This window comes from Lactococcus allomyrinae, from assembly GCF_003627095.1.
Lineage (GTDB): Bacteria > Bacillota > Bacilli > Lactobacillales > Streptococcaceae > Lactococcus > Lactococcus allomyrinae.
This window is the reverse complement of the sequence record NZ_CP032627.1, coordinates 1,472,656-1,493,315: the sequence shown is the minus strand read 5'-3', so window position 1 is coordinate 1,493,315 and position 20,660 is coordinate 1,472,656. Positions and strand designations below refer to the sequence as shown.

The 20,660-nt window shown below is 38.4% G+C and carries 17 protein-coding genes; 14 read left to right on the top strand and 3 right to left on the bottom strand.

What is annotated here, in order from left to right; translation table 11 throughout:
• The first annotated feature begins 120 nt into the window (after positions 1-120).
• From D7I46_RS06940 to yjeM, 13 genes are all read left to right on the top strand, one after another.
• A complete protein-coding gene (locus D7I46_RS06940) occupies positions 121-1,302 on the top strand; it encodes a WxLIP family cell surface protein (protein WP_120772242.1) in 1,182 nt (393 codons plus the stop codon).
• Between the two features lie 80 nt (positions 1,303-1,382).
• Entirely contained in the window at positions 1,383-2,198 is an 816-nt protein-coding gene (locus tag D7I46_RS06935; protein ID WP_120772241.1) for a hypothetical protein, read from the top strand.
• Between the two features lie 65 nt (positions 2,199-2,263).
• Positions 2,264-2,395 (top strand): hypothetical protein, encoded by a 132-nt coding sequence (locus D7I46_RS13660; RefSeq protein ID WP_276116864.1) that lies wholly within the window; start codon positions 2,264-2,266, stop codon positions 2,393-2,395.
• Positions 2,396-2,484: 89 nt separating this feature from the next.
• The gene (locus tag D7I46_RS06930) at positions 2,485-3,486 is read left to right on the top strand and encodes a ParM/StbA family protein (RefSeq protein WP_120772240.1); all 1,002 of its coding nucleotides are present in this window, start codon (positions 2,485-2,487) and stop codon (positions 3,484-3,486) included.
• Between the two features lie 5 nt (positions 3,487-3,491).
• A complete protein-coding gene (locus D7I46_RS06925) occupies positions 3,492-4,139 on the top strand; it encodes a hypothetical protein (RefSeq protein ID WP_120772239.1) in 648 nt (215 codons plus the stop codon).
• A gap of 112 nt (positions 4,140-4,251) precedes the next feature.
• Complete coding sequence (locus D7I46_RS06920; RefSeq protein WP_162930847.1) at positions 4,252-5,172, top strand: hypothetical protein; 921 nt, start codon at positions 4,252-4,254, stop codon at positions 5,170-5,172.
• A gap of 67 nt (positions 5,173-5,239) precedes the next feature.
• Positions 5,240-5,746: a helix-turn-helix domain-containing protein gene (locus D7I46_RS06915; RefSeq protein ID WP_162930846.1), complete on the top strand. Its 507-nt coding sequence runs from the start codon at positions 5,240-5,242 to the stop codon at positions 5,744-5,746.
• 25 nt (positions 5,747-5,771) lie between these two features.
• Positions 5,772-6,143, top strand: coding sequence for an ArsC/Spx/MgsR family protein (locus D7I46_RS06910; RefSeq protein WP_120772236.1), 372 nt, complete (start codon positions 5,772-5,774; stop codon positions 6,141-6,143).
• A gap of 236 nt (positions 6,144-6,379) precedes the next feature.
• Entirely contained in the window at positions 6,380-7,324 is a 945-nt protein-coding gene (locus D7I46_RS06905; protein ID WP_120772235.1) for a manganese-dependent inorganic pyrophosphatase, read from the top strand.
• Positions 7,325-7,570: 246 nt separating this feature from the next.
• Positions 7,571-8,341, top strand: coding sequence for a DUF1803 domain-containing protein (locus D7I46_RS06900; RefSeq protein ID WP_120773315.1), 771 nt, complete (start codon positions 7,571-7,573; stop codon positions 8,339-8,341).
• Between the two features lies 1 nt (position 8,342).
• The gene (locus D7I46_RS06895) at positions 8,343-8,909 is read left to right on the top strand and encodes a histidine phosphatase family protein (RefSeq protein WP_120772234.1); all 567 of its coding nucleotides are present in this window, start codon (positions 8,343-8,345) and stop codon (positions 8,907-8,909) included.
• On the top strand, positions 8,906-10,147 hold the full coding sequence (gene pepT, locus D7I46_RS06890; RefSeq protein WP_120772233.1) for a peptidase T: 1,242 nt from the start codon (positions 8,906-8,908) through the stop codon (positions 10,145-10,147). The genes D7I46_RS06895 and pepT overlap by 4 nt, the downstream gene beginning before the upstream one ends.
• Positions 10,148-10,731: 584 nt before the next feature.
• Complete coding sequence (gene yjeM, locus D7I46_RS06885; protein WP_120772232.1) at positions 10,732-12,255, top strand: glutamate/gamma-aminobutyrate family transporter YjeM; 1,524 nt, start codon at positions 10,732-10,734, stop codon at positions 12,253-12,255.
• Between the two features lie 175 nt (positions 12,256-12,430).
• Here yjeM and recQ read toward each other — a convergent pair whose 3' ends face one another.
• Positions 12,431-14,209: a DNA helicase RecQ gene (gene recQ / locus D7I46_RS06880; protein WP_120772231.1), complete on the bottom strand. Its 1,779-nt coding sequence runs from the start codon at positions 14,207-14,209 to the stop codon at positions 12,431-12,433.
• A gap of 210 nt (positions 14,210-14,419) precedes the next feature.
• Between recQ and D7I46_RS06875 the strand changes: the two genes are divergently transcribed.
• Positions 14,420-17,848: an LPXTG cell wall anchor domain-containing protein gene (locus tag D7I46_RS06875; protein WP_120772230.1), complete on the top strand. Its 3,429-nt coding sequence runs from the start codon at positions 14,420-14,422 to the stop codon at positions 17,846-17,848.
• Between the two features lie 31 nt (positions 17,849-17,879).
• Here the strand turns inward: D7I46_RS06875 and D7I46_RS06870 are convergent, their stop codons facing one another.
• Both D7I46_RS06870 and D7I46_RS06865 read right to left on the bottom strand, forming a co-directional pair.
• The gene (locus D7I46_RS06870; protein WP_162930845.1) at positions 17,880-19,067 is read right to left on the bottom strand and encodes an MFS transporter; all 1,188 of its coding nucleotides are present in this window, start codon (positions 19,065-19,067) and stop codon (positions 17,880-17,882) included.
• 114 nt (positions 19,068-19,181) lie between these two features.
• Positions 19,182-20,633, bottom strand: coding sequence for a UDP-N-acetylmuramoyl-L-alanyl-D-glutamate--L-lysine ligase (locus D7I46_RS06865; RefSeq protein ID WP_120772228.1), 1,452 nt, complete (start codon positions 20,631-20,633; stop codon positions 19,182-19,184).
• Between the last annotated feature and the right edge of the window lie 27 nt (positions 20,634-20,660).

Genomic DNA, 20,660 nt, shown 5'->3' with positions numbered 1-20,660 from the left:
TTATATTTTTGTTCTAAATGGAAATTGCTTTCCATTTAGAACAACGGACTTATTTTATATTTATAGTAAGACAACGATTTACTAATAGAATGATCACTTCATTTTTAGAAAGAGGGAATAATGAAAAAATATAGAAAAATTTTGTTATTAATTGCGACAATCTTTACGCTTGGAGCAATGAGTAAAGTGGCTTATGCCAATGAGTTTAACTTCTCGGTGAACCCCGTTCTCCCAGAAAATCAAATCGGTCAAAGTGGGTATTTCAATTTAGAAATGAACCCTGGTCAATCTCAGACTTTAACGGTTACGCTCAAAAACTCAACAGAGAAAACGGTAATTGTTGAAGAAGCAATCGCAAGTGCGACAACGAATATTAATGGCGTCATCGAATATTCTCCGAATAAGATTAAGCCAGATCGCACTTTAAAGTATAATCTTGCAGACTATGCGACGATGCCTAAAGAAATTACCCTTACTCCTAAATCATCACAACAGGTAAAAATTAATGTTAAGATGCCTGATGAAACTTTTAAAGGGGTTATCGCAGGTGGGATTACATTTAAAGAAAAAGATTCTGGCACAACAGCTTCCAAATCTAAAGGGTTGAGTATTCAAAATAAATATGCGTATGTCGTTGCACTTTTGATGCAACAAGATAAAACAGTGGTTGCACCAGATTTAAAAATGAACGCTGTGGCCCCAGGCCAAGTGAATTATAGAAATGTCATCAATGCTAATCTACAAAATCCAAATGCAGGATACCTTAATCAAATGTATGCGCAAGCAACGATTAAGGGCTTAAGTAATACGAGTTTGTCCTATACTGCAAATAAAGAAATGATGCAAATGGCGCCTAATACTAATTTTGATTATCCTATTGCGATTGGTGAAGGAAAGCGTCTTGAGGCAGGGAAGTATCGTTTAACAATGACGGTCTATGGCCAAAAAGATGCAAATGGAAAGTATTCATCTAAAGATGCGGCAGGTAAAGCGCAGAAATTTGATTATCGCTGGCAATTTACGCGAGACTTTACAATTTCTGGAGAGACGGCAAGAAAATTAAATGCTAAGGATGTCACGGTTAAACCAGAAGCTTGGTATAAAAACTGGTTGATTTGGATGGGAATAATCCTGATTCTTTTGGCCCTGCTTTTCCTCTTCTTCCTCTTGTGGAAACGCCGTAAAGATGAGGAAGACGAGGAAGAACAGCCCTCCGAAAAAGAAGCACTTCAAGCTCAACTTGAAACGATTAAAGCGCAATTGAATGAAGAGAGCAAAGAAGTTTCTGAAAAAGATGAGTAATGAACTAACCTGAAAAACCAAGACTGTGGAAAACAGTCTTGAGTTTATTAGGGTTGAAACGATGGATATCAGAGGAGAGAATGGTGGAGAAAAAAGGTTTTTTTCAAAGAAAGACAGGAGCTAAAGCTTCAGAGGGAGGAACATCAGTTACTGCTCAACAAATTTCTGAAATTGCTCAACAGGTAACATCCTTAAAACAAAAAATAAAAATAGTTGAACAAGAAAAAGAAGATATTAAGGTTCAATATGAAACATTAAAGCAAGTGAAATTGCAAGATAATAAATCGATGCGCTCTCAAAAAAATGCGCAGTCTGAAAAAGTTTTAAATGAGCATCTTCTAAAATATAAGCAGCAAGTTGCATCTCTAGAGCATGAACTAACAAGTAAAAAGAAGCAAATAGAAACTCTTGAAACAAAAGTTCTTGCAGAAAAAGATGAGCAAGTCAATCTTTCTAAGACTTTCGATGAGAAAGTTGCAGAAAAGGACGCTGAGATGATGCGGTTAACAAGAGAAAAACTAGAGATTAAATCAGAAGTTGCGGACGTTTTATTAGAACTTCAAGAACACTTTGCTTACAAGACGGCTTTGCTAGAAAGCGAACGTGAATTAATAGCTCAAGAAAAAAATAAGCAGGAATTACAGAACAATAAGCAGCTTGAAGAATGGGAAAAAATCACGCAAAAGACTCAAAATGAAGCGGATAAGATTCTAGAGGAAGCAAAGACGGAAGCCTCGCAGATAATTAGTAAGGCAGAAGAGGAGGCTGCTACTCAGGAAGCGCAATCCAGATTGAAACTTAATCAATTAAAAGAGCGGATAGAGTATTATTCGACTCAAATTAATGAGGCAGCTCAAACCATTGATCTTCTCTTGAGAAGTGTCAGCCATTTATAAAAATTTGTATCAGATGAAGGAGTTTTGAGTCTTTGAAAGCCACTCAGAACTAAAGGAGAAAAAGGATGAATATTTTTGCCATTGATTTAGGAAACAAACGAATTAAAATGAAAAGTGATCGAGGGGAATATGTCTACCCTGCCTCTTATTTGACAGCAGAAAATGTCACCCAAGGTGTACTGGGGGTTGGAAACTAAAAGGAAATCAGGTTTATTCTATAGATAAAGCAGGAGAAAACCGATTTGTTTGGGGAACAGAGTTAGAGGCCTACCATCTCTCTGAAAAAATGATTGATACTTATGCTCGTTCGGGTCGGATTGAACAGAAAAAAACACAACGTATTTTAGAATTTGCTTTGGGACGTTTAGCTTTAGATTACAAAGAAGCACGTACTAAACCTCTTGTTGTTCGTCTCGTATTGGGTGTACCAATCACAGATTTGCATGAAGAAAGCAAGACCGTCCAAATTTTGAAAGAGCTGATGATTGGACGACACTATATTCGGGTCGATGGGGAGGAGCTAATCATTGAAATTCCTTCTGAGGACTACATCTTGGTTATTCCTCAATACATGGGAACTGCGTTTGAATTGGCTTATGATGAAGGAATGCATCCTGTAGATACCTACGCTAATGGACGTATGGGTGTTTTAGATATAGGTGGCGGAACCATACTGATTAATACATCAAATCGCTTAAATCCAGCACCAATGGGTGCTGAGCGCTTCGAGGGAATTCAGACATTGATTAAAATAATTGCTGGAAAAATTAATTCAACGAAGCTGTTTACGATTGAGAAACTCCTTCGTGAGGGAAGTACGAGTGGAACTTATATTTATCGCCCAAATCGTAATGTCGCTGATTCAAAAGACATCTCCTATATTGTAAAAAGATCAATAGAGGATTATACCCGATTTACTGTCGCCCCTTTGGTAACAGAGAATTTCCCTGATATTGAGGACGTTGACTTCATTATTATGACTGGAGGAGGGGCAAATATTGTGGATAAAACTGCTCTACTGGATGAGATTGGTCAAGAATACTTTAATCGTTTGATTTTTATTGAAGCTTCTGAGTTAGCGAATGTTCGAGGGTTTTATAAATATGCTTTTCTCATTTGGAATGGTTCAAGAGAGGTTCGAGAACCAGAAAAAGTGGAAGAAGTGAGAACAATTTCTAGCGTATCTAATACTACTGAAGAAACTCATCACCCAGTCTATTCTGAGCAATTAAAACAAGTACAAACGAAGTTAAATCGCTTAAGAGAAGAAATTGAACAAGAGATCTAGTTGCTATGGATGATAAATTAGTTGAGGAATCAAAGGATAGCTTGGGTGTACCCATGCCTGCAAGGATTGAAGCCGAGCGAGCAAGCTTATTAATGGAAGTAAAAAAGGTTACTTTAAACTTTAATAAAGTTTTTGCTCAACAACTTGCTAGGAAGAACGATGATTATACTACTTTGCAAGAGAACTTGGCGCAACTTGAAAAAGAATACCTGCTTTCAACAGAGGCAGTAATCGCTAATACTAGGGTGCTGGATAAAATTGAGAAAGAGAATGCTCTTTTGAAGGCAACGAATAAAGGATTAGAGTCGAAAATCGCTGTAAATACTCAAAATTTTGCTAAAAATAAGCAAGAGACGGAGATCAAGCTTAAACAACTATCAGAAGAAAAAGAAGTGTTAGTCGATAATTTCAAAAAGGTAAAAGAAGAAACAAGAGTAAAAACGACAGTGGTATCAGAGCTTGATCAAGAAATCCAAAAATTAAAACAGGATAGAAAAAAACAAGAGCAATTTTTAGAGCAACTTATAAGAGAAAAAGCCCAAATTGAGAAAGAATATTATCGTCTTACAGAATCAGTGCTGGAAGAGAAAGCACTGATTGCGGATTTGTTTCGTAATGCAAAAAGAGTGAAGGCAGTGAGAAAAACGCCCTAAGCATACGAAGGAGTAAAAGAATAAATAGATGAGGAGTGAGGTATTGAGGGAAAATAAGAATGTTCTAAAATCTAGAGGCTTATTTTACTGGCTATTGATTGTTGCTCTCTTTTTGAAAGTCATTTATATCTATCTGGAAATAAAAAGTATTTTTTACTTAGACTATGTACTGCAAGGCTTTGTGCTAACAATTTTAACTCCTGCATTATTTACTGCAATATTGATGGGATTTGCTTCATTTATCCGTAAACAATGGCTTTACTATTGTATTTCCACGGGTGTTAGCTTGATTGGAAGTGCCTTGCTTTTTATGGGGTTAATGTATTATCGGCTTCAGACACACTTTATCTTTTTTCCAAGAAAGATTGCGACTGCGAGTAGAGTAAGTGAGGTACAGCACAATTTTTTCACAATACTTCATGTTGGAGATTTTATTTTCGTTTTTGATTTTGTTATTGTCCTTTTTGTTTTTTTAGTCCTACTTGTTTTTAGTAGACAGAATGGAAGTAAGCTAAAGGTTGAAGCAAGGGCGACACTGGAAGACTATCAAAAAATGACCTCTTCCTTGCACTTGGCTTTAAATCAAGCAAAGAAGGAGCTTGCCCATCAAAAAGCGTTTCTTGGTCAGCTAAAAGATGGAAATGGACGATTAAAAGATAATAATGTGAAGTTATTACAGAAAAAAGCGCTTCTTCAAGAAAAATGCAGTAATAGTCAACCGGGACTCCAAAAAGAACTGGTCTACCTGCAAGCTGAAAATACTAATCTTAGTGAAGGAATGAAAAAATGGAAGGTGAGAATAAAACAACTTGAGCAAATGGAGGTTCAAAAGAGGGCAGAACTAAGGGAATATAGGAAAAATCACGTCACTATCGCTGAAAAAATTGAACGTTTATCAGAAGAAAAGAAGAAAATTGAGAATACTCTAGACTTTGCGGAGAAAAATAAGTTTGAAGCGCTGGCTCGGCTTGAGCAAGCAAAAGAAATTGCTCAAAACGTTTATGAAGAAATGTTGTCCTACTCAGTGAAGTAGAAAATTTGATAAGGGTGGGTTGATCAGGAGATGTGCGTTAGAAAGGATATTTATGAGTGGGTCTATAATGGAACAAACAGAAGTTAATGAACGAATAAAGAATTTTAAAGCAGAAATGCGTCGTTATAGAATTCCTATCTTGAAACTTTCAGAAGAGATAGGTTATCCAGCAGCATTATTATCGGATATTTTATTCTTGAGAAAGAAACCAGATATTACGTTGTTAAGAAAGATAGAGGAAGCTTTGAATGGTTCCATTCAGGATAAGGAGGAGGGCAGGACGGCTAAACATAGAGAATCTGGCTCGATCTTACCTTTGGAAACGTTGAGCCAATCCTATCCTTCTTTAAGTTGCGCACATCCTGAGATTTTGAACGAACTGGGAGGGAAGATTAAGTCGATAAGAACTCGTCTTAATCTCTCAGAAGTTGCGTTTGGGGTGGCACTATTCCCCGTTGTTTCTCCTAGATTTATCAGAGAGATAGAGGAGAATCAATTTGTCCCTTCGTTGGAACACCTGATTCAGATTGCGGATTTGGGAGAGGTAACCTTAGATTGGTTGTTAAGAGGATAGGCGGAAGCCCACGGGGAAGTGGAACATGATCAAGGTTTATCATGGAACGGTGGGGGAAAACTCCTATAAGCAAACTATTGCTTGGTTGGAAAAATATAAACTTGAGTTTGAGAGTATTTCAAAGAATGAACTTTCAGAGGATATAATAAAGCATATATTATCACTTTCTGATGGAGGCTTTGATGAGATTATCGTCTCAGCTAAAAAGTCAATGAAGCCATATAAGGCAGCAAGAAATTATTTCCATGTTAAGCAGCTTACGACATCTGATATGATTCGTTTCATTCTAAATCATACGGAATTTTTGAGAGCACCTATTATATTTGATGATAAAAAAGTTTTGGTTGGTTACCATAAGGATGATATTAGAGTTTTTTTGCCACGTATCAAGGTATAAGGGGGAAAATGAGAATTGTGATATGGAAAATCAGGGGGGTTACTCTGATTTTTTTATTTTGAGAATAACAAGGGCAAGTAGAGCAAAATAGTTATATTTTTGGTATAATTTAAGGGAATATTGCCTGATTGATTCGGGTAAACTGAAGCACTAGAATTTATTTCTGCATTTATTTATGAGGAGGTAGAGATAAGGAGGAGTGTTTTGGGAAAAAATTTTTTAAATGAGGTAGAAAAATGTCTGACAAAATTCTTGTTTTTGGTCATCAAAAACCTGATACTGATGCTATCGGTTCATCTTATGGTTTCTCATATTTGAGTAACCATCGTCCAAATGGCGCGCTTAACACTGAAGTTGTTGCTCTTGGTACGCCTAATGAGGAAACTCAGTTTGTTTTGGATTACTTTGGTGTTGAAGCGCCACGTGTGGTAAATTCAGCAAAGGAAGAAGGCGTGGATACAGTTATTTTGACTGACCATAATGAATTTCAACAGTCGATTTCTGACATTGCTGATGTAACGATTTTTGGTGTGGTTGACCATCATCGTGTTGCAAACTTTAATACAGCATCACCTTTGTTTATGACGGTTGAGCCTGTTGGTTCTGCATCATCTATTGTTTATCGTAAATTCCTTGAGGCTGGTGTTGAAATTCCTAAAGAGGTTGCTGGACTTTTGCTTTCAGGTTTGATCTCTGATACTTTGCTTTTGAAATCACCTACAACTCATGTAACAGACCATAAAGTTGCAGAAGAATTGGCGAAAATTGCTGGTGTTAATCTTGAAGAATATGGTCTTGCAATGCTTAAAGCTGGAACAAATCTTGCAAATAAATCTGCAGAAGAATTGATTGACATTGATGCGAAAACTTTTGAGTTAAATGGTTCTAAGGTTCGTATTGCGCAAGTGAACACTGTTGATATTCCTGAGGTTTTGGAACGTTTGGTTGACCTTAAATCAGCAATCAAATCAGCAATGGAAGCAAATGGTTATGATGACTTTGTTTTTATGATTACGGATATTGTAAATTCTAATTCAGAAATTGTGGAGTTGGGCGCTCATGCTGATAAGATTGAAGCTGCTTTCCACTTTACTTTAGAGGATGACCATGCCTTTCTTGAAGGTGCCGTGTCACGTAAGAAACAAGTAGTTCCTCAATTAACTGAAAGTTTTAATGCCTAATAGAAGTTTTATACTGTGTTATACTAGAACGACTTTAAAATCAACTTGCTTATTTTATTAGTCGTTTTGCAACAGGTGAGTTCTGGAGTGAAGTACCGTAAACCGTGTGTCTTTTTACAATGGTTTGGTTATAGTTTGTTGTAAAAGTTATAGCGTTTGGGTGCTTTGTGTATGAAATTCTGTGGAATTTTAAAGTGGGACTATATGAGTTCCACTTTGAGTTCTTTAGGGAGTATTTTGCTATTTATGATAAAAATTTACAATGAAAATAGGATGACACGTCGCCCATTTTTTAAAGCTCTGATTGAATATTTGGCACACCATGAGGAAACGATTTTGCGTCAGATTCATAAAGAATTTGCTGATGTGAAGAATTTGGATAGACAGTTGGACGCTTTTATTGAGTCTGGATTGATTGTACGTGCTGATAAGCGTTATTATCTAGGCTTTCATGTGTTTTCAGATAAAGATTTTACTGACAGAAATCTGTCAGCACTGACAGAAAGTCTGTCAACGAGAAATGTGTTCACAGAACCGTTTTTTGTGGAAACTGATAGTGAAATTGCAACAAATTTGGATTTGTCATGGAAAATTCAAACCTTATCAAACAGGACTAATAAGGTAAAATTGAATTTTGCTAGTCGTTATAATCTACAAACCGCAACATTGGCAAATTATTTTTATAAAGTGGCTGAGCAATTGTCATTGACGGATTTTGAAAAAGAAATCTATCAGATAATGGGTGATGTAGATTTAGAATATGCGCTCAAATACATGACGACATTTCTTTTGAAATTCATGCGAAAAGAGGTCGTTAAGACAAAAGATGATATTTTTGTTCAAGTGCTTGAGAAATACGAAATGATTGAAAAAGTTGGTGAGCACGAATACAGATGTTTGCTGAATTTTGCTGAGTATGAGATTTCGGAAATTATTTTTGATGATGCCGAAAGTTTTATTGAAGCTCAAATCCAACAAAAAACTCCAATAGAAAATTTTATTTCGTTGGGAGATTAATGTGAAAAATATTTATATGATGCGCCATGGGGAAACTTTGTTTAATGTTCAAGGGAGAACTCAGGGTTGGTGCGATTCGCCACTGACAGAAAAAGGAATTGCTGATGCAAAAAAAGCAGGAATTTTTATGACAAATTTTCCTGTAAGTTTTGACCATTTTTACACATCAACGCAAGAACGTGCTTCTGACACATTGGAGTTAGTATTTCCAGAAGTTCAGTATGAACGTTTGAAAGGGCTGAAAGAGTTAAATTTTGGTCAGTTTGAAGGTCATCCGCAATACCTTGAGGTACGCGATAAAAGTACATTTTTCAAGCAATTCGGAGGAGAAAGTTTTGAAGAAGTTGCTGACAGAATGTTGTCAGCACTGACAGAAATTTGTCAGCGAGATGATACGCAAAATATATTTTGTGTCAGTCATGGTGCGAGTACGTGGTCTCTTCTGATTAGGCTGCTGGGTCGTCGTCCAGTAGAGCTTGGAGGAATTCACAATCTTGAAATGATTCATTTCACTTACAATGAAGAAACAAAAAAATTAGAATTTAAGGAGAAAATTTCAACAATATGAAATACGAAAAACTTTTACCACGGTTTATTGAATACGTGAAAGTGAACACACGTTCAGACGAAAACAGTGAGACAACGCCCTCAACACAAGACCTTGTCGCTTTTGCACACAAGATGGGCGAAGAGATGAAAGCGATTGGTGTTCAAGGTGTTCATTATCTGGAGTCAAATGGCTATATCGTAGGGACTATCCCAGCAAATACAGATAAAAAAGTACGTAAAATCGGACTTTTAGCTCATTTGGATACGGCTGATTTCAATGCTGAAGGTGTTAATCCACAAATTCTTGAAAATTATGATGGTGAATCCGTGATAAAGCTTGGAGCTACTGAGTTTACGCTTGATCCAAAAGATTTTCCAAACCTGAAAAACTATAAGGGGCAAACTTTAGTTCACACAGACGGAACAACACTTCTAGGTTCAGATGATAAATCTGGTGTTGCTGAAATCATGACTTTGGCTGATTATTTGATTAATACCAATCCAGATTTTGAACATGGGGAAATTCGTATTGGATTTGGACCTGATGAAGAGATTGGGGTTGGCGCAGATAAGTTTGACGTGGCAGACTTCAATGTCGATTTTGCTTATACTGTTGATGGTGGACCCCTTGGTGAACTTCAGTATGAAACATTCTCAGCAGCGGGTGCAGTGATTGAGTTTCAAGGGAAAAATGTTCACCCTGGTACAGCAAAAAATACGATGATTAATGCCCTGCAGCTTGCTATTGACTTCCATAATGCTCTGCCAGAAAACGAGCGCCCTGAAAAAACAGAAGGTCGTGAAGGTTTCTTCCATCTTTTGAAACTTGATGGTACACCAGAAGAAGCGCGTGCGCAATATATTATCCGTGACCATGCAGAAGACAAGTTCAATGATCGCAAAGCTTTAATGCAAGAAATTGCAGATAAAATGAACAAAGAGTTTGGACAAAATCGTGTTAAACCAACAATTAAAGACCAATATTACAACATGGCCCAAGTGATTGAGAAAGATATGTCAATCATTGCCATTGCGAAACAAGCAATGGAGAATCTTGATATTGTACCAATCATTGAACCTATCCGTGGCGGAACAGATGGTTCTAAAATCTCATTTATGGGATTGCCAACACCGAATCTTTTTGCTGGTGGCGAAAATATGCACGGTCGTTTTGAATTTGTTTCTGTCCAAACAATGGAAAAAGCAGTTGACACACTCCTTGAAATCATTCGTTTGAATAACGAAGTTGTAAAATAATTGCTGACAGACTTTTGTTAGTAAAAAAATGCTGACAGAAAGCTGTCAGTGAATGAAGTAACGATCGCCGTGCCAAAGTTATATTAGCTCACGGTACTTATCTTATCTCTATTTTAAAATGATCAGAATACTGATATATTCATACTTACAGCATTTTGTAAGTAGCAATTTCTAGGAAATACTGACATTAATCAATCAACAAGTCGCCCAATATGTGCTCAATTAAGAGTTCATATCGAGCGGCTTGCTTTGTTGTTAGTGTGAAATTTTCAGACTAATCTCTAAAATTGGTATAGTTCTGTAACTGTCTATAATTATTATATCTATTCGTTCTAATTAGAGAACTGTACTGATAGATTAAATCTATCGAAAAATTTACTGACAGAAATTTAACCAAGCAAGTGCCTGCTAAATCACCCAACTCTAGGCAGAGGGATAAGCAACACTAAGCTTTGCTTTCATTCTACTAACATCAGTAGGGGAAAAGAATCCTCTACTGATGAAGTAATCACTTCAAAAGTCTTGTCAGTACCATAACAAATAAAAAAACTGACGCTAAGGCGTCCAAAAAGAAAGGAAACCTTATGTCAAAAGATACAAAAGGTAAACTCTCGCTTGTAGGTCTCTCATTGATGATTTTTACAACTGTTTTCGGTTTCGGGAATATTCCTGTTGCCTTCTACCAAATGGGGTATGGTGCCATTCCGTGGTACATTATCGGAGCCCTGCTTTTTTTCCTGCCGTTTGCATTCATGGTTACAGAAATGGGTTCAGCCTTTAAAGATGAAAAGGGAGGGATTTACTCATGGATGAGTGAGTCAGTCAACCCTACCTTTGCATTTGTAGGGACATTTATGTGGTATGCCTCTTATGTCATTTGGATGGTAACAGTAGCCAATAAAATATTAATTCCAATTGTCAATTTGATTTTTGGAAACTCTACCCATACCCCATCACCATTATGGATTTCAATTGCAGCAGTTGTTTGGATGGCGCTTGTCACATTTATGGTTTCAAAAGGGGTTGATACCATAAAGAAATTTACATCAATCGCGGGAATTGCCGTTCTCTCCTTGAATGTTATTTTGATTTTAGGAGCGGTGATTGTTCTCATCGCAAACGGTCACCCAGCGACACCAATTAATCTTCATTCTTTCACATCATCACCCAACCCCACCTTTGATGGAAGTAGCGTTGCATTTATTGCCTTTTTAGTTTTTGCAATCTTTGCTTATGGTGGAGTCGAATCCGTTGCGGGCTTGGTTGACCAAACGGATAAACCAGAGAAAAATTTCCCTCGCGGCATCATTATTTCAGCACTTATTATAGCAATTGGCTATTCTGTAGCAATACTTAGCGTTGGTTTCTTTGTCGATTACTCGCAGTGGCTTCCAGCTATCAAGGCGCAAACCATGAATCTCGGAACAGTACCCTATATGCTTCTTCAAAGCCTTGGAGAAGCAGTCGGGCAAGCTATTGGTTTATCTCATTCAGGCGCAGATATTCTCGGTGGTATCTTTGCACGATACATTGGTTTATCAATGTTGCTAGCATATATGGGAGCCTTCTTTACTCTGACTTATAGCCCAATCAAACAAATCATTACAGGAACACCAGAAAAACTCTGGCCTGGCAAACTTGGTAAACTCTCAGATGATGGAATGCCAAAAGTTGCGATGTGGGTTCAATTTGCCATTGTGACATTAATCGTTGTACTAAATTTTCTCACTTCTCAAGGAGGCGCGAGCAAATTTTTCGAAGTTTTGACCTACATGGCAAACGTTTCAATGACCTTGCCTTACATTCTCATTGTAATTGCTTACTGGTTCTTTAAGAAAAATAAAGAGATTCACAAACCTATTGAATTTTTCAAGTCACATTTCGTTGCAACAGCTTTAACAATCCTTGTTTTGATTGTGGTTATTGGTGCAAACTTCTTTACAATCGTTCAACCTATCGTGAATTACATTGAACTTCCAGCAGCAGCCCACACCTCAAAAGCGTTAACAGATATGCTTACCTCAGTTGTTTCAATGATTGGTGGTCCGGTGATTTTCAGTATTGTCGCTTATATTATGATGCAGCGTTATAAAAAAATAAGTAAATAATCTTTGAGTGTTCATGTTGTTGCAAATTTTTATATTGAACTAACTATAGAAAGAGTTTGAAAGACAACAATCATCATCATTTGTACTTTTAGTACATATGTCAGGAAGCTTCGGCAACAAATCGAGCGTACTTTGGATTTAGAAGTTAATAAAAAGCAAAAAGCTGAGGAATTTCTCAGCTTTTTTTATATTCTTTAATTTTATTGATAAATGAAAAACCATATTTTTCAAGTTTAACAGGTCCGACTCCGCTTACTTGAAGAAAATTTGTATCATCAACAGGCTGAAGTCTAGCCATATCTTTTAAACTAGCATCAGAAAAAATCATAAATGGTGGTACAGACTCACTCTTTGCAATTTCCAATCGTAGAACACGTAAATGCTCAAATAATTCAGCATCAAACGTCTCAGAATGAATGACAGTCTTTTCCGCAATCAAAGTCGCACGACGATGAACTTTTTCCTGACCTTTAAGCACCTTTGCTCCCCTATTTGAAACGATAAGTGTTGGAAATTTTCCAGCAGTCACACTGAGAAAACCCTCAGCAGCTAAGAAGTCAATCAACTCACCCACAGCTTTTTGAGAGAAGTTTTTCATAATACCAAAAGTAGATAATTTTTCAAAATTCCATTTAGCAAGATTTTTATTTTTAGAGCCGACAAGCACTTGTGCCACAGCGGTTTTCCCAAACCTCTCGCCCATCCGAATCACACAAGATAGCACTTTTTGAGTCTCAACAGTAATATCCACATCTTCACGCTCGTCTAAACAATTGCTACACTTTCCACAAGCTTGTCCTTCATCACCAAAATACTCCAAAATATATCGTTGCAAACAAGTTTCAGAACTAGTGTATGCCTGCATTTGACGCAGTTTTTCATATTCATGCTCTTTATGGGAATCATCACCTTCGCTTCTCTCAATCAAAAAATTGCGGATTCGTACATCATTAGGTGAAAAAAGGAGGATTGCATCGGATTCAAGACCATCCCGTCCAGCACGTCCTGCCTCTTGATAATAACTTTCTATCGTTGCAGGGATACTGTAATGAATGACAAAGCGGACATTGGACTTATTAATCCCCATTCCAAACGCATTGGTTGCAACCATAATCGGAATTTCATCATAAATGAATTGTTCCTGATTGGTCTTTCGTTCATTTTCACTGAGACCTGCATGATAACGATTAGCCTTAAAGTTATTGCGATTAAGCCACTCACAGATTTCTTCAACCTCTTTTCTGGTACTGGCATAGATAATGCCCGACTCACCCTTTTCTCGATTTTTGAGATAATTTTTTAGGAAAGTACGTTTATCAACACCTTTAACCACTTCAAATCTTAAATTTTTACGAAGAAATCCTGTCTTTACAGTATTGTAAGGAGTGATAGAGAGGAGATTTTGGATGTCTTCGGTAACCTTTGGGGTGGCGGTAGCTGTTAATGCTAAAATCGTAGGTTGTGTCGGCAAATCTTGCAAATGCTGGGCAAATTCAACATAACTTGGTCTAAAATCATGCCCCCATTGTGAAATACAGTGGGCTTCATCAATAGCCACAAGGTCAATAGGTAAATGTTGTAAAAAGTGATTAAAATAGTCTAAACCAAATCGTTCAGGTGCAACAAAAAGTAATTTTATTGCACCATTTTCGACTTGTTGCATTCTAAAATTAGACTCAAAATCGTCAATCGTTGAATTGATAAAGGTCGCTGGAATACCTGCAACATTGAGCTGGTCTACTTGGTCTTTCATTAAGCTAATCAAAGGCGAGATGACTAAAGTCACACCAGACTGTATCACTGCAGGCAGTTGATAGCAAATTGACTTCCCAGCGCCCGTTGGCAAAATACCAAGCGTATCTTGTTTGGAAAGCACCTGCTCAATAATTTGTTTTTGTCCTTTTCGGAAATTGTCATATCCAAAGATTTCTTTGAGTTTTTCTTCTAAATTCATACTCATTCTATTATACGTAAAAAAAATAAAAAAATCACTTTAATAAAAATAAATAAAAAATGAGAAACTCAAAGTCAATAAATTAGCTATATAATGGCTAAAATCATATCGTTTTTTTTTTTTTTTTAATTTTGTTATAATTTACATTATAAATAAATGAGAAAAAATAAACTATAATTAAACAATTCTCATATTTTGAAAGGAAGACTTATGTCAAACAAACAACGCAGAAACAAAAAAGCTATTTTCCGTAAATTTGCAGCAACCGCTGCGACGACCTCATTACTGGTAAGTCCACTTGCACCAGCAATGAATGCTGTTGCTGATACTATTACAACAAATGAAGCAGAAATCAACACTGAGCAAGTTGTAGAAGTTCCCGAAACGGAGTTTCCAGAGGATGTTGAACTTCCTGCTGACGAATCTGTGGAAGAAGTTGTTTCAGAAACCCCGACCGTAGAAGAAAACACTGCGGGTGATCTGGTTTTACCTAGTGTGAGTACGGATTTCTTAGTTGAGGATACTGCGACTGCGACAGAGTTTGAACTTTTTTCTCGCGAAGGTAGTCCTACACAAAAATGGCGCATGATTAGTACAGACAATCCGATGAACCCACTTCCAAGTCAAGGTTGGGGTACAATTTATAGATTTGCAGGTGAGCAGCCAACAACTATCAATATTACTCCTGGACAGCTCAGTGATGATGCGGCATTAAAAGCACTTATTTTTGAAAAATCAGGGCTTACAGCGCAGGGAGCAAATACATGGGCGGGCGTTGGACCGAATGATGAAAACTGGAATCCATCTTGGGTAGATATTGGAGTAGGTTCATCTGTGGATAACCGTGAAAATGCGAAAGTTGTCGTTGACACATCTGATATCGAAACAAAAGGTATCGCAACAATCCGACTTGTTAATGGCAATAATGACGTGATGCTGTGGGACACAACGAATGATTTTCTTGCTCACCCAGAAAGAGAAAACTTACAGGCAGCACCTGCGATGGTTGAAGTTGCAGTTTCTGTCGGCGAAATTACTCAAGACTGGATTCAAAATCCTGGACTTGGTGTAACACCAGCAGAAGCATCGACATTGACGACTGCGCAGATTGCGGATATGGCACGTCTTCAGTTTACAGGTGCAGATGACGAAACAGTTGCGCTGACCGATGTGGAGTTTGAAGCAGAGGGGTGGACAGCAGGGCCGCATACTGTTGGAGAAGTAATAGACGTAACTTTTAGTGTCGGTGGTGCTGTAAAGGCCATCCCAGTGCGTATCGTAGCAGAATGGCCAGTGAGTCCTTTGCAAGAATGGGAAACACTTGGAGATCAACGTCATCAAGAAAACTGGGGAGATTGGGACCAATCATGGACTTCTGTTTTCCGTCTTAATGGAACAAATAATTCAGTTGTGCTAACACCAGAAGAACTACAACTGGATAATGAAGACCTTGAAGCATTGATTTTAAAGCGTGCCAATGTTTATGGTGAGTGGGCAGAGCTAAAGCCAGCAGGTAATACAGGAATCAGTTTTAACGCAGACTTTGTACCAGAGTGGGAGCGTTTTGGTATTGACCAAGTTGGTGGTAAAGAGGAGTATGCAGTGCGTGATAAAGGAAGTTTGAATGTTGATACCTCCGATATCGAAGATGGAAAGGTTAAGGTTTCTATTCTTAATGGAAATGATAATCTTCTGTATGATGTTGACCGTAGCTTTATGACGGATGCCTTGACGGCTTCACACGCAGCCGCTGGTGAGTTAGAAATCGAGATAGCAATCGTTGATATTAGTTCAGAGGAATTAGTTCCTATGACAGCGGAAGCGTTCGATAATATTTCTAGTGATGATAGTGCCCTAAAAGAAGCGGCAGGACTTGTCGTTAGTGGAATATCTGAAGCTGATGTCGAAGTTAGAGTTGGAGAAGGGCAAGTGACAGAGGATAGCGGTTCAGGCGTAACACGCACGGACTATGAAGTAACTTTCAGCTACAATGGTCTAATAAAGACCACTACAATTTTCCGTACCCTTGAATTTGCAACAACAACTGATGACTCTGAAGATACTATTCAGCAAGTCATCCCAGTAGGTGAAGATGGGACTGCTGCTATCATCAGCTTTAACCCAACAGCAATATCTCATGATGACTTGTCGGAGTTGGATGAGCAAGAAGTAATTGAGATGATCATTAACAGCTCTGATTTTAGACTCTTTATCGTTGATGCCGATGGGGAGGTAAAGGAAATCGAAGGAGACGATTTGCTTGCAGTGATTGAGTTGGATGGCGATGATTTAGAGATGTTTATGAATACTAACCGTTTCTTTGGGGGAATCTACAATATTGGTTATCGTTTGAATCAGGATGCGCTGATACAAACTTTTGGAATTACAAACTTCGCTGAAAGTGATGTGGATGGTCACATTCCAGTTACAGTTTCAGGCTATGATTATAGATTGACTTTAACAGAGGAAGAGGTAGATATTAATCAGAATGAAGTTGCTGATAATGACACAGACTTTAAAGCACAACTTTTAGAACTCATCCAACCTCAAGTTGAACGTAAATACTACGACACAGAAGAAGTGGGAGGATGGGAAGAGCATGAAGCAACTGGAGACTTTGAACTAGAACTTCCAGCAGGATTTAGTATAGAAGAACTCCAACTTGATGAGCAGTTTGACGTAACGGTTAGTTATACAGTCTTTGCGGATTCCGACAGTGAAGAAACAGGGTCTAAAGTTATAACTGAACAAGCGAAAGTCACGATTAATTCGTCAATGTTCAGTGATGTTGATGCAGAGCGCGTTGCAATGAGCCTTGATGAAGCAGTAGATGCAGATTGGAAGAATGATGTGTTTGCAACTGCGACACCTATAGCGATGAAAGGTTACACAGACTTGAATGCTGAGATTATCAATGTCACAGTTCCGTTTTTCGATGGTGAAGAGGGAGTATATAATGCGGTCTTTGAAGTTAAAATTGAAGGTGAGAAAGAATCGAAATATATCAATATGGAAAATGCTGTAACAATCATTGATACAGACGGTGGTAGACTTGCTATGTCCGATGACCTCCGACATTTCGCAGTCTCTAACGATCCGACACTAGCTCTTACAGATATTGATGAGGAAACGATTGATGAAACTTTAGCTGACTCTGTGACTCGTGTGATTCAAGCAGTTGACATTACTACTCCTGTATCACGGTTTGCGGGGAACGGAGAGACTCCTAGGATGCTTGAAGAAGTAGAAAATCCTGCACTTGAGTTTGATACAGAAGAACTCTTAGCTTTAGACACAGCTCATGAGGGGCTTGATGTAGCGTTCTACTTCGGTCCAGATGAAGCTGAGATAACTCCAACTCGCGCTTCAACAAGTCAGTTACCTGGTAATGGCACAATGACAGTTGCTGTAACTGCTGATGAACTATCAGGAGATACTGGAGATAATGAGGTCGATGATGAAACTACTAATGGCGATGATACTATCGTAACTGGTGGTGATAATGTTGATACTGGAACAGGTAAAAATCTTCCTTCAACTGGTGAGATGGCATCAACAGCAGGCCTGTTCGGTGCGGCTTTACTTGGACTTAGTGGTTTGACTGCATGGCTTAAAAAACGTCGTAATTCAGGTAAATAAACTAAAAAAGAGAGAAGATTCTTCTCTCTTTTTAGTCGTTTTTTAGCCACTTGACCTTGTAATCAATGATGATAAACTCAAGCATCCACATGAGACCCGTTGCGATAAAAAGAAAGCGATAAGCGGTTAACGCCGATGGTAGAATCTGAGTCAGTAGTAGGGCAAGGAGCAATCCTAAGACACGTCCAAGGGCAATAGGAAATTCACTAGCAACAATATACTCACGTTGAGAAAAACCGTTTCCGCCACGGGTTGAGAGTCTATAGTTCATTGCGTTAGCAATAGCACTTCCCCAACTTTGGATGATACCAAATATGACGTAGCCCGTAATCATCATGATGGGATTGGCAAAAAGTGCAAGGAACACGAAAGTTAGAAAACTTAGGCTACAAGTGATGAAATACATCATACGTGTATGGCTTTTTTGAAAAAGGCGTGCAAAGATCAGTGAACTGATTGCACTTAAAATCGCTTGAAATGAACCGAGGTTTCCCATCGTACTTTCGTTTTTGAAAATAAGATAGGCAAAGAGGACAAAGATGAGACTATTCAAGACACCTTTGAATCCCATCGAAAAGCTCAAAATTGCATTGGAATCCCAGTAACGATTGCCTCGTAGTTTGAGTACACCTAAGATATTCATTTTCTTTTCAGTCTTAAAACCTGAAATGTTTTTGATGAGGAAAATACCAAATAAAAAGAGAAAAATAGAAATAGCAAAGAGGACGTAGTAGCCTGAGAGACCACCCATACGAACAATCAGAAATCCTGATAGCGCAGGAACGACGATACCAAAGATAAAGCCCATCATCTGCTGGTAGCTGAAAAACTTGGCTTGATTGTCTTCGGTAACGATATCGCCGATTAGGAGATTAAGCGAAAACCAGTAGAGCCCTTGACCCAACCCTGAAAAAATGCCCAAAGGGACAATGAAAGGGAGGAGATTGTTCCGCATGATGAGGATAATCACGTAATAAAGCGCCTGTGCAATAATCCCTAGGCGAAATATCTTGGTAATCGAAAGTTTTGATAGCAGCCGTGTGCCGCTAACAAAAGCAATCAGAAGAATGAGATAGTTGAGAATGCTCTGCCAGATGACGAGGTCGATGCTGTTGTGAGTGGAGCGCATGAGAAAGACGTTGATAAAGGTAGAGGCGACACTATTTCCCGCTGAAAAAAGCATGGCGACTGCGAGGAGAAATTTTGCTTTTGAGGTCATGGATTTATTATACATAAAAAATCGAAGGTCGGCTGTTTTTTTTGTCAGAAAGGTGTTTCATTTTGCAATAAAAAAGCAATAAGCAGGAGCTTATCACTTTGTAAGTTTTGTAGATTAGATGTATTTTTGAGCAGCTTCGGCATCTCCGATATAAGGTTTGCGCTTGCCATTGAGGAGTTGGTAATGATCCGTCCCTTTGCCTGCGATAATGACGGCATCAGCTGGGCTTGAAGTGCGTGAGATGGCGGTTTTTATGGCGATTTCACGGTCGGCGATGTAATCAAGGGGTCTTTGGACATGACTGGCGATTGTATTGGCGATGGCTTTTGGGTCTTCGTGGTTGGAGTCGTCTGTGGTCAAGATGACTTCGAGGCGTTTGTGATTTTCAATCACTTCTCCAAAATCATGACGCCGATTTTCGCCTTTATTTCCAGTAGCGCCGAGGATTAGGAGGAGTTTGCCTGTGTGATGGCTTTCGACGACTTGGACAAGATTTTCAAGTGAAATGCCATTGTGCGCATAATCCACGTAGATGTGTGCACCGTTTTTGGCTGTGAATAATTCCATGCGTCCAGGGACGGTGGCTTTGGCAAGACCGACTTTAATCTGGCTGGTTGAAGCGCCAAGTGCGCGTGTTGCTAGGGCGGTTGCTAAAGCATTTTCTTGATTGAATCGTCCTAGAAGACGAATGTCAAAGCTTCCTGCTACGCTACCAGTCGTTTCAAAATGTAAACCTGCAGATTCGAGGATTCTATTTTCTGTATCTTTTCCGTAAAAGGCATATGGGAGTTCGAGGGCAAGGAGTTCTTCTTTGATGATACCAAAGTGATTCATTTCAGCATTTGCGACAAAGTAGCGTGAGTGATGTAGCAGTTGGCGTTTGCAGTAAAAATAGTCTTCTAAGGTTGGGTGTTCGACTGGGCCGATGTGGTCGGGTGAGATGTTGAGAAAGACACCAACATCAAAGGTTAAGCCGTAAACCCGCTCTGTTTTATAGGCTTGCGAGCTGACTTCCATGACCAAGTGAGTCATGGAATTTTCAACGGCTTTCGCCATCATCTCTAGTAAATCAAGACTTTCAGGAGTTGTTAATTCTGATTTGAAGAAGTTTTTTCCGTCAAGGGTGGTTTCGGCGGTAGATAGGAGGGCAGTTTTTCCACCGTTCATCTCATCAAGGATGAATTTGGCAAAATAAGCGGAAGTGGTTTTCCCTTTTGTGCCAGTTAATGCGAGTGTCTTTAGTTTGTTTTGTGGATAGTCATAAAAAGCCTGTGCGATTAAACTCATGGCACGTTTGACATCAGTGACAATGATAGCCGGGAGTGCGACTTCATAGTCAAATTCTGAGATGTAGAAAGCTGCATTTAAGTCAAGCAGATAATCTTTTTTGAAGTTCAAACCTTTGGCAAAGAAAAGTGTATGTTCATTGACTTTGCGGCTATCATAAGCTAAAGTGTCAAAAGTGACTTCTTGATTCCAATTATAATAATATTCATTTTCAGCAGAGATTTCACGGAAATTTGCATCTTTTTTCAGTATTTCTAAAACTTGTGTTAAAGTAATCATAGAACTATTATAGCAGAAAAATAAGTG

Coding starts and splice junctions, on each gene's coding strand:
- D7I46_RS06865 (WP_120772228.1), bottom strand. CDS start 20,633: ATGATTACTTTAACACAAGTTTTAGAAATACTGAAAAAAGATGCAAAT.
- D7I46_RS06905 (WP_120772235.1), top strand. CDS start 6,380: ATGTCTGACAAAATTCTTGTTTTTGGTCATCAAAAACCTGATACTGAT.
- D7I46_RS06870 (WP_162930845.1), bottom strand. CDS start 19,067: ATGACCTCAAAAGCAAAATTTCTCCTCGCAGTCGCCATGCTTTTTTCA.
- D7I46_RS06915 (WP_162930846.1), top strand. CDS start 5,240: ATGGAACAAACAGAAGTTAATGAACGAATAAAGAATTTTAAAGCAGAA.
- D7I46_RS06930 (WP_120772240.1), top strand. CDS start 2,485: ATGATTGATACTTATGCTCGTTCGGGTCGGATTGAACAGAAAAAAACA.
- D7I46_RS06935 (WP_120772241.1), top strand. CDS start 1,383: ATGGTGGAGAAAAAAGGTTTTTTTCAAAGAAAGACAGGAGCTAAAGCT.
- recQ (WP_120772231.1), bottom strand. CDS start 14,209: ATGAATTTAGAAGAAAAACTCAAAGAAATCTTTGGATATGACAATTTC.
- D7I46_RS06940 (WP_120772242.1), top strand. CDS start 121: ATGAAAAAATATAGAAAAATTTTGTTATTAATTGCGACAATCTTTACG.
- yjeM (WP_120772232.1), top strand. CDS start 10,732: ATGTCAAAAGATACAAAAGGTAAACTCTCGCTTGTAGGTCTCTCATTG.
- pepT (WP_120772233.1), top strand. CDS start 8,906: ATGAAATACGAAAAACTTTTACCACGGTTTATTGAATACGTGAAAGTG.
- D7I46_RS06900 (WP_120773315.1), top strand. CDS start 7,571: ATGATAAAAATTTACAATGAAAATAGGATGACACGTCGCCCATTTTTT.
- D7I46_RS06875 (WP_120772230.1), top strand. CDS start 14,420: ATGTCAAACAAACAACGCAGAAACAAAAAAGCTATTTTCCGTAAATTT.
- D7I46_RS06910 (WP_120772236.1), top strand. CDS start 5,772: ATGATCAAGGTTTATCATGGAACGGTGGGGGAAAACTCCTATAAGCAA.
- D7I46_RS13660 (WP_276116864.1), top strand. CDS start 2,264: ATGAATATTTTTGCCATTGATTTAGGAAACAAACGAATTAAAATGAAA.
- D7I46_RS06925 (WP_120772239.1), top strand. CDS start 3,492: ATGGATGATAAATTAGTTGAGGAATCAAAGGATAGCTTGGGTGTACCC.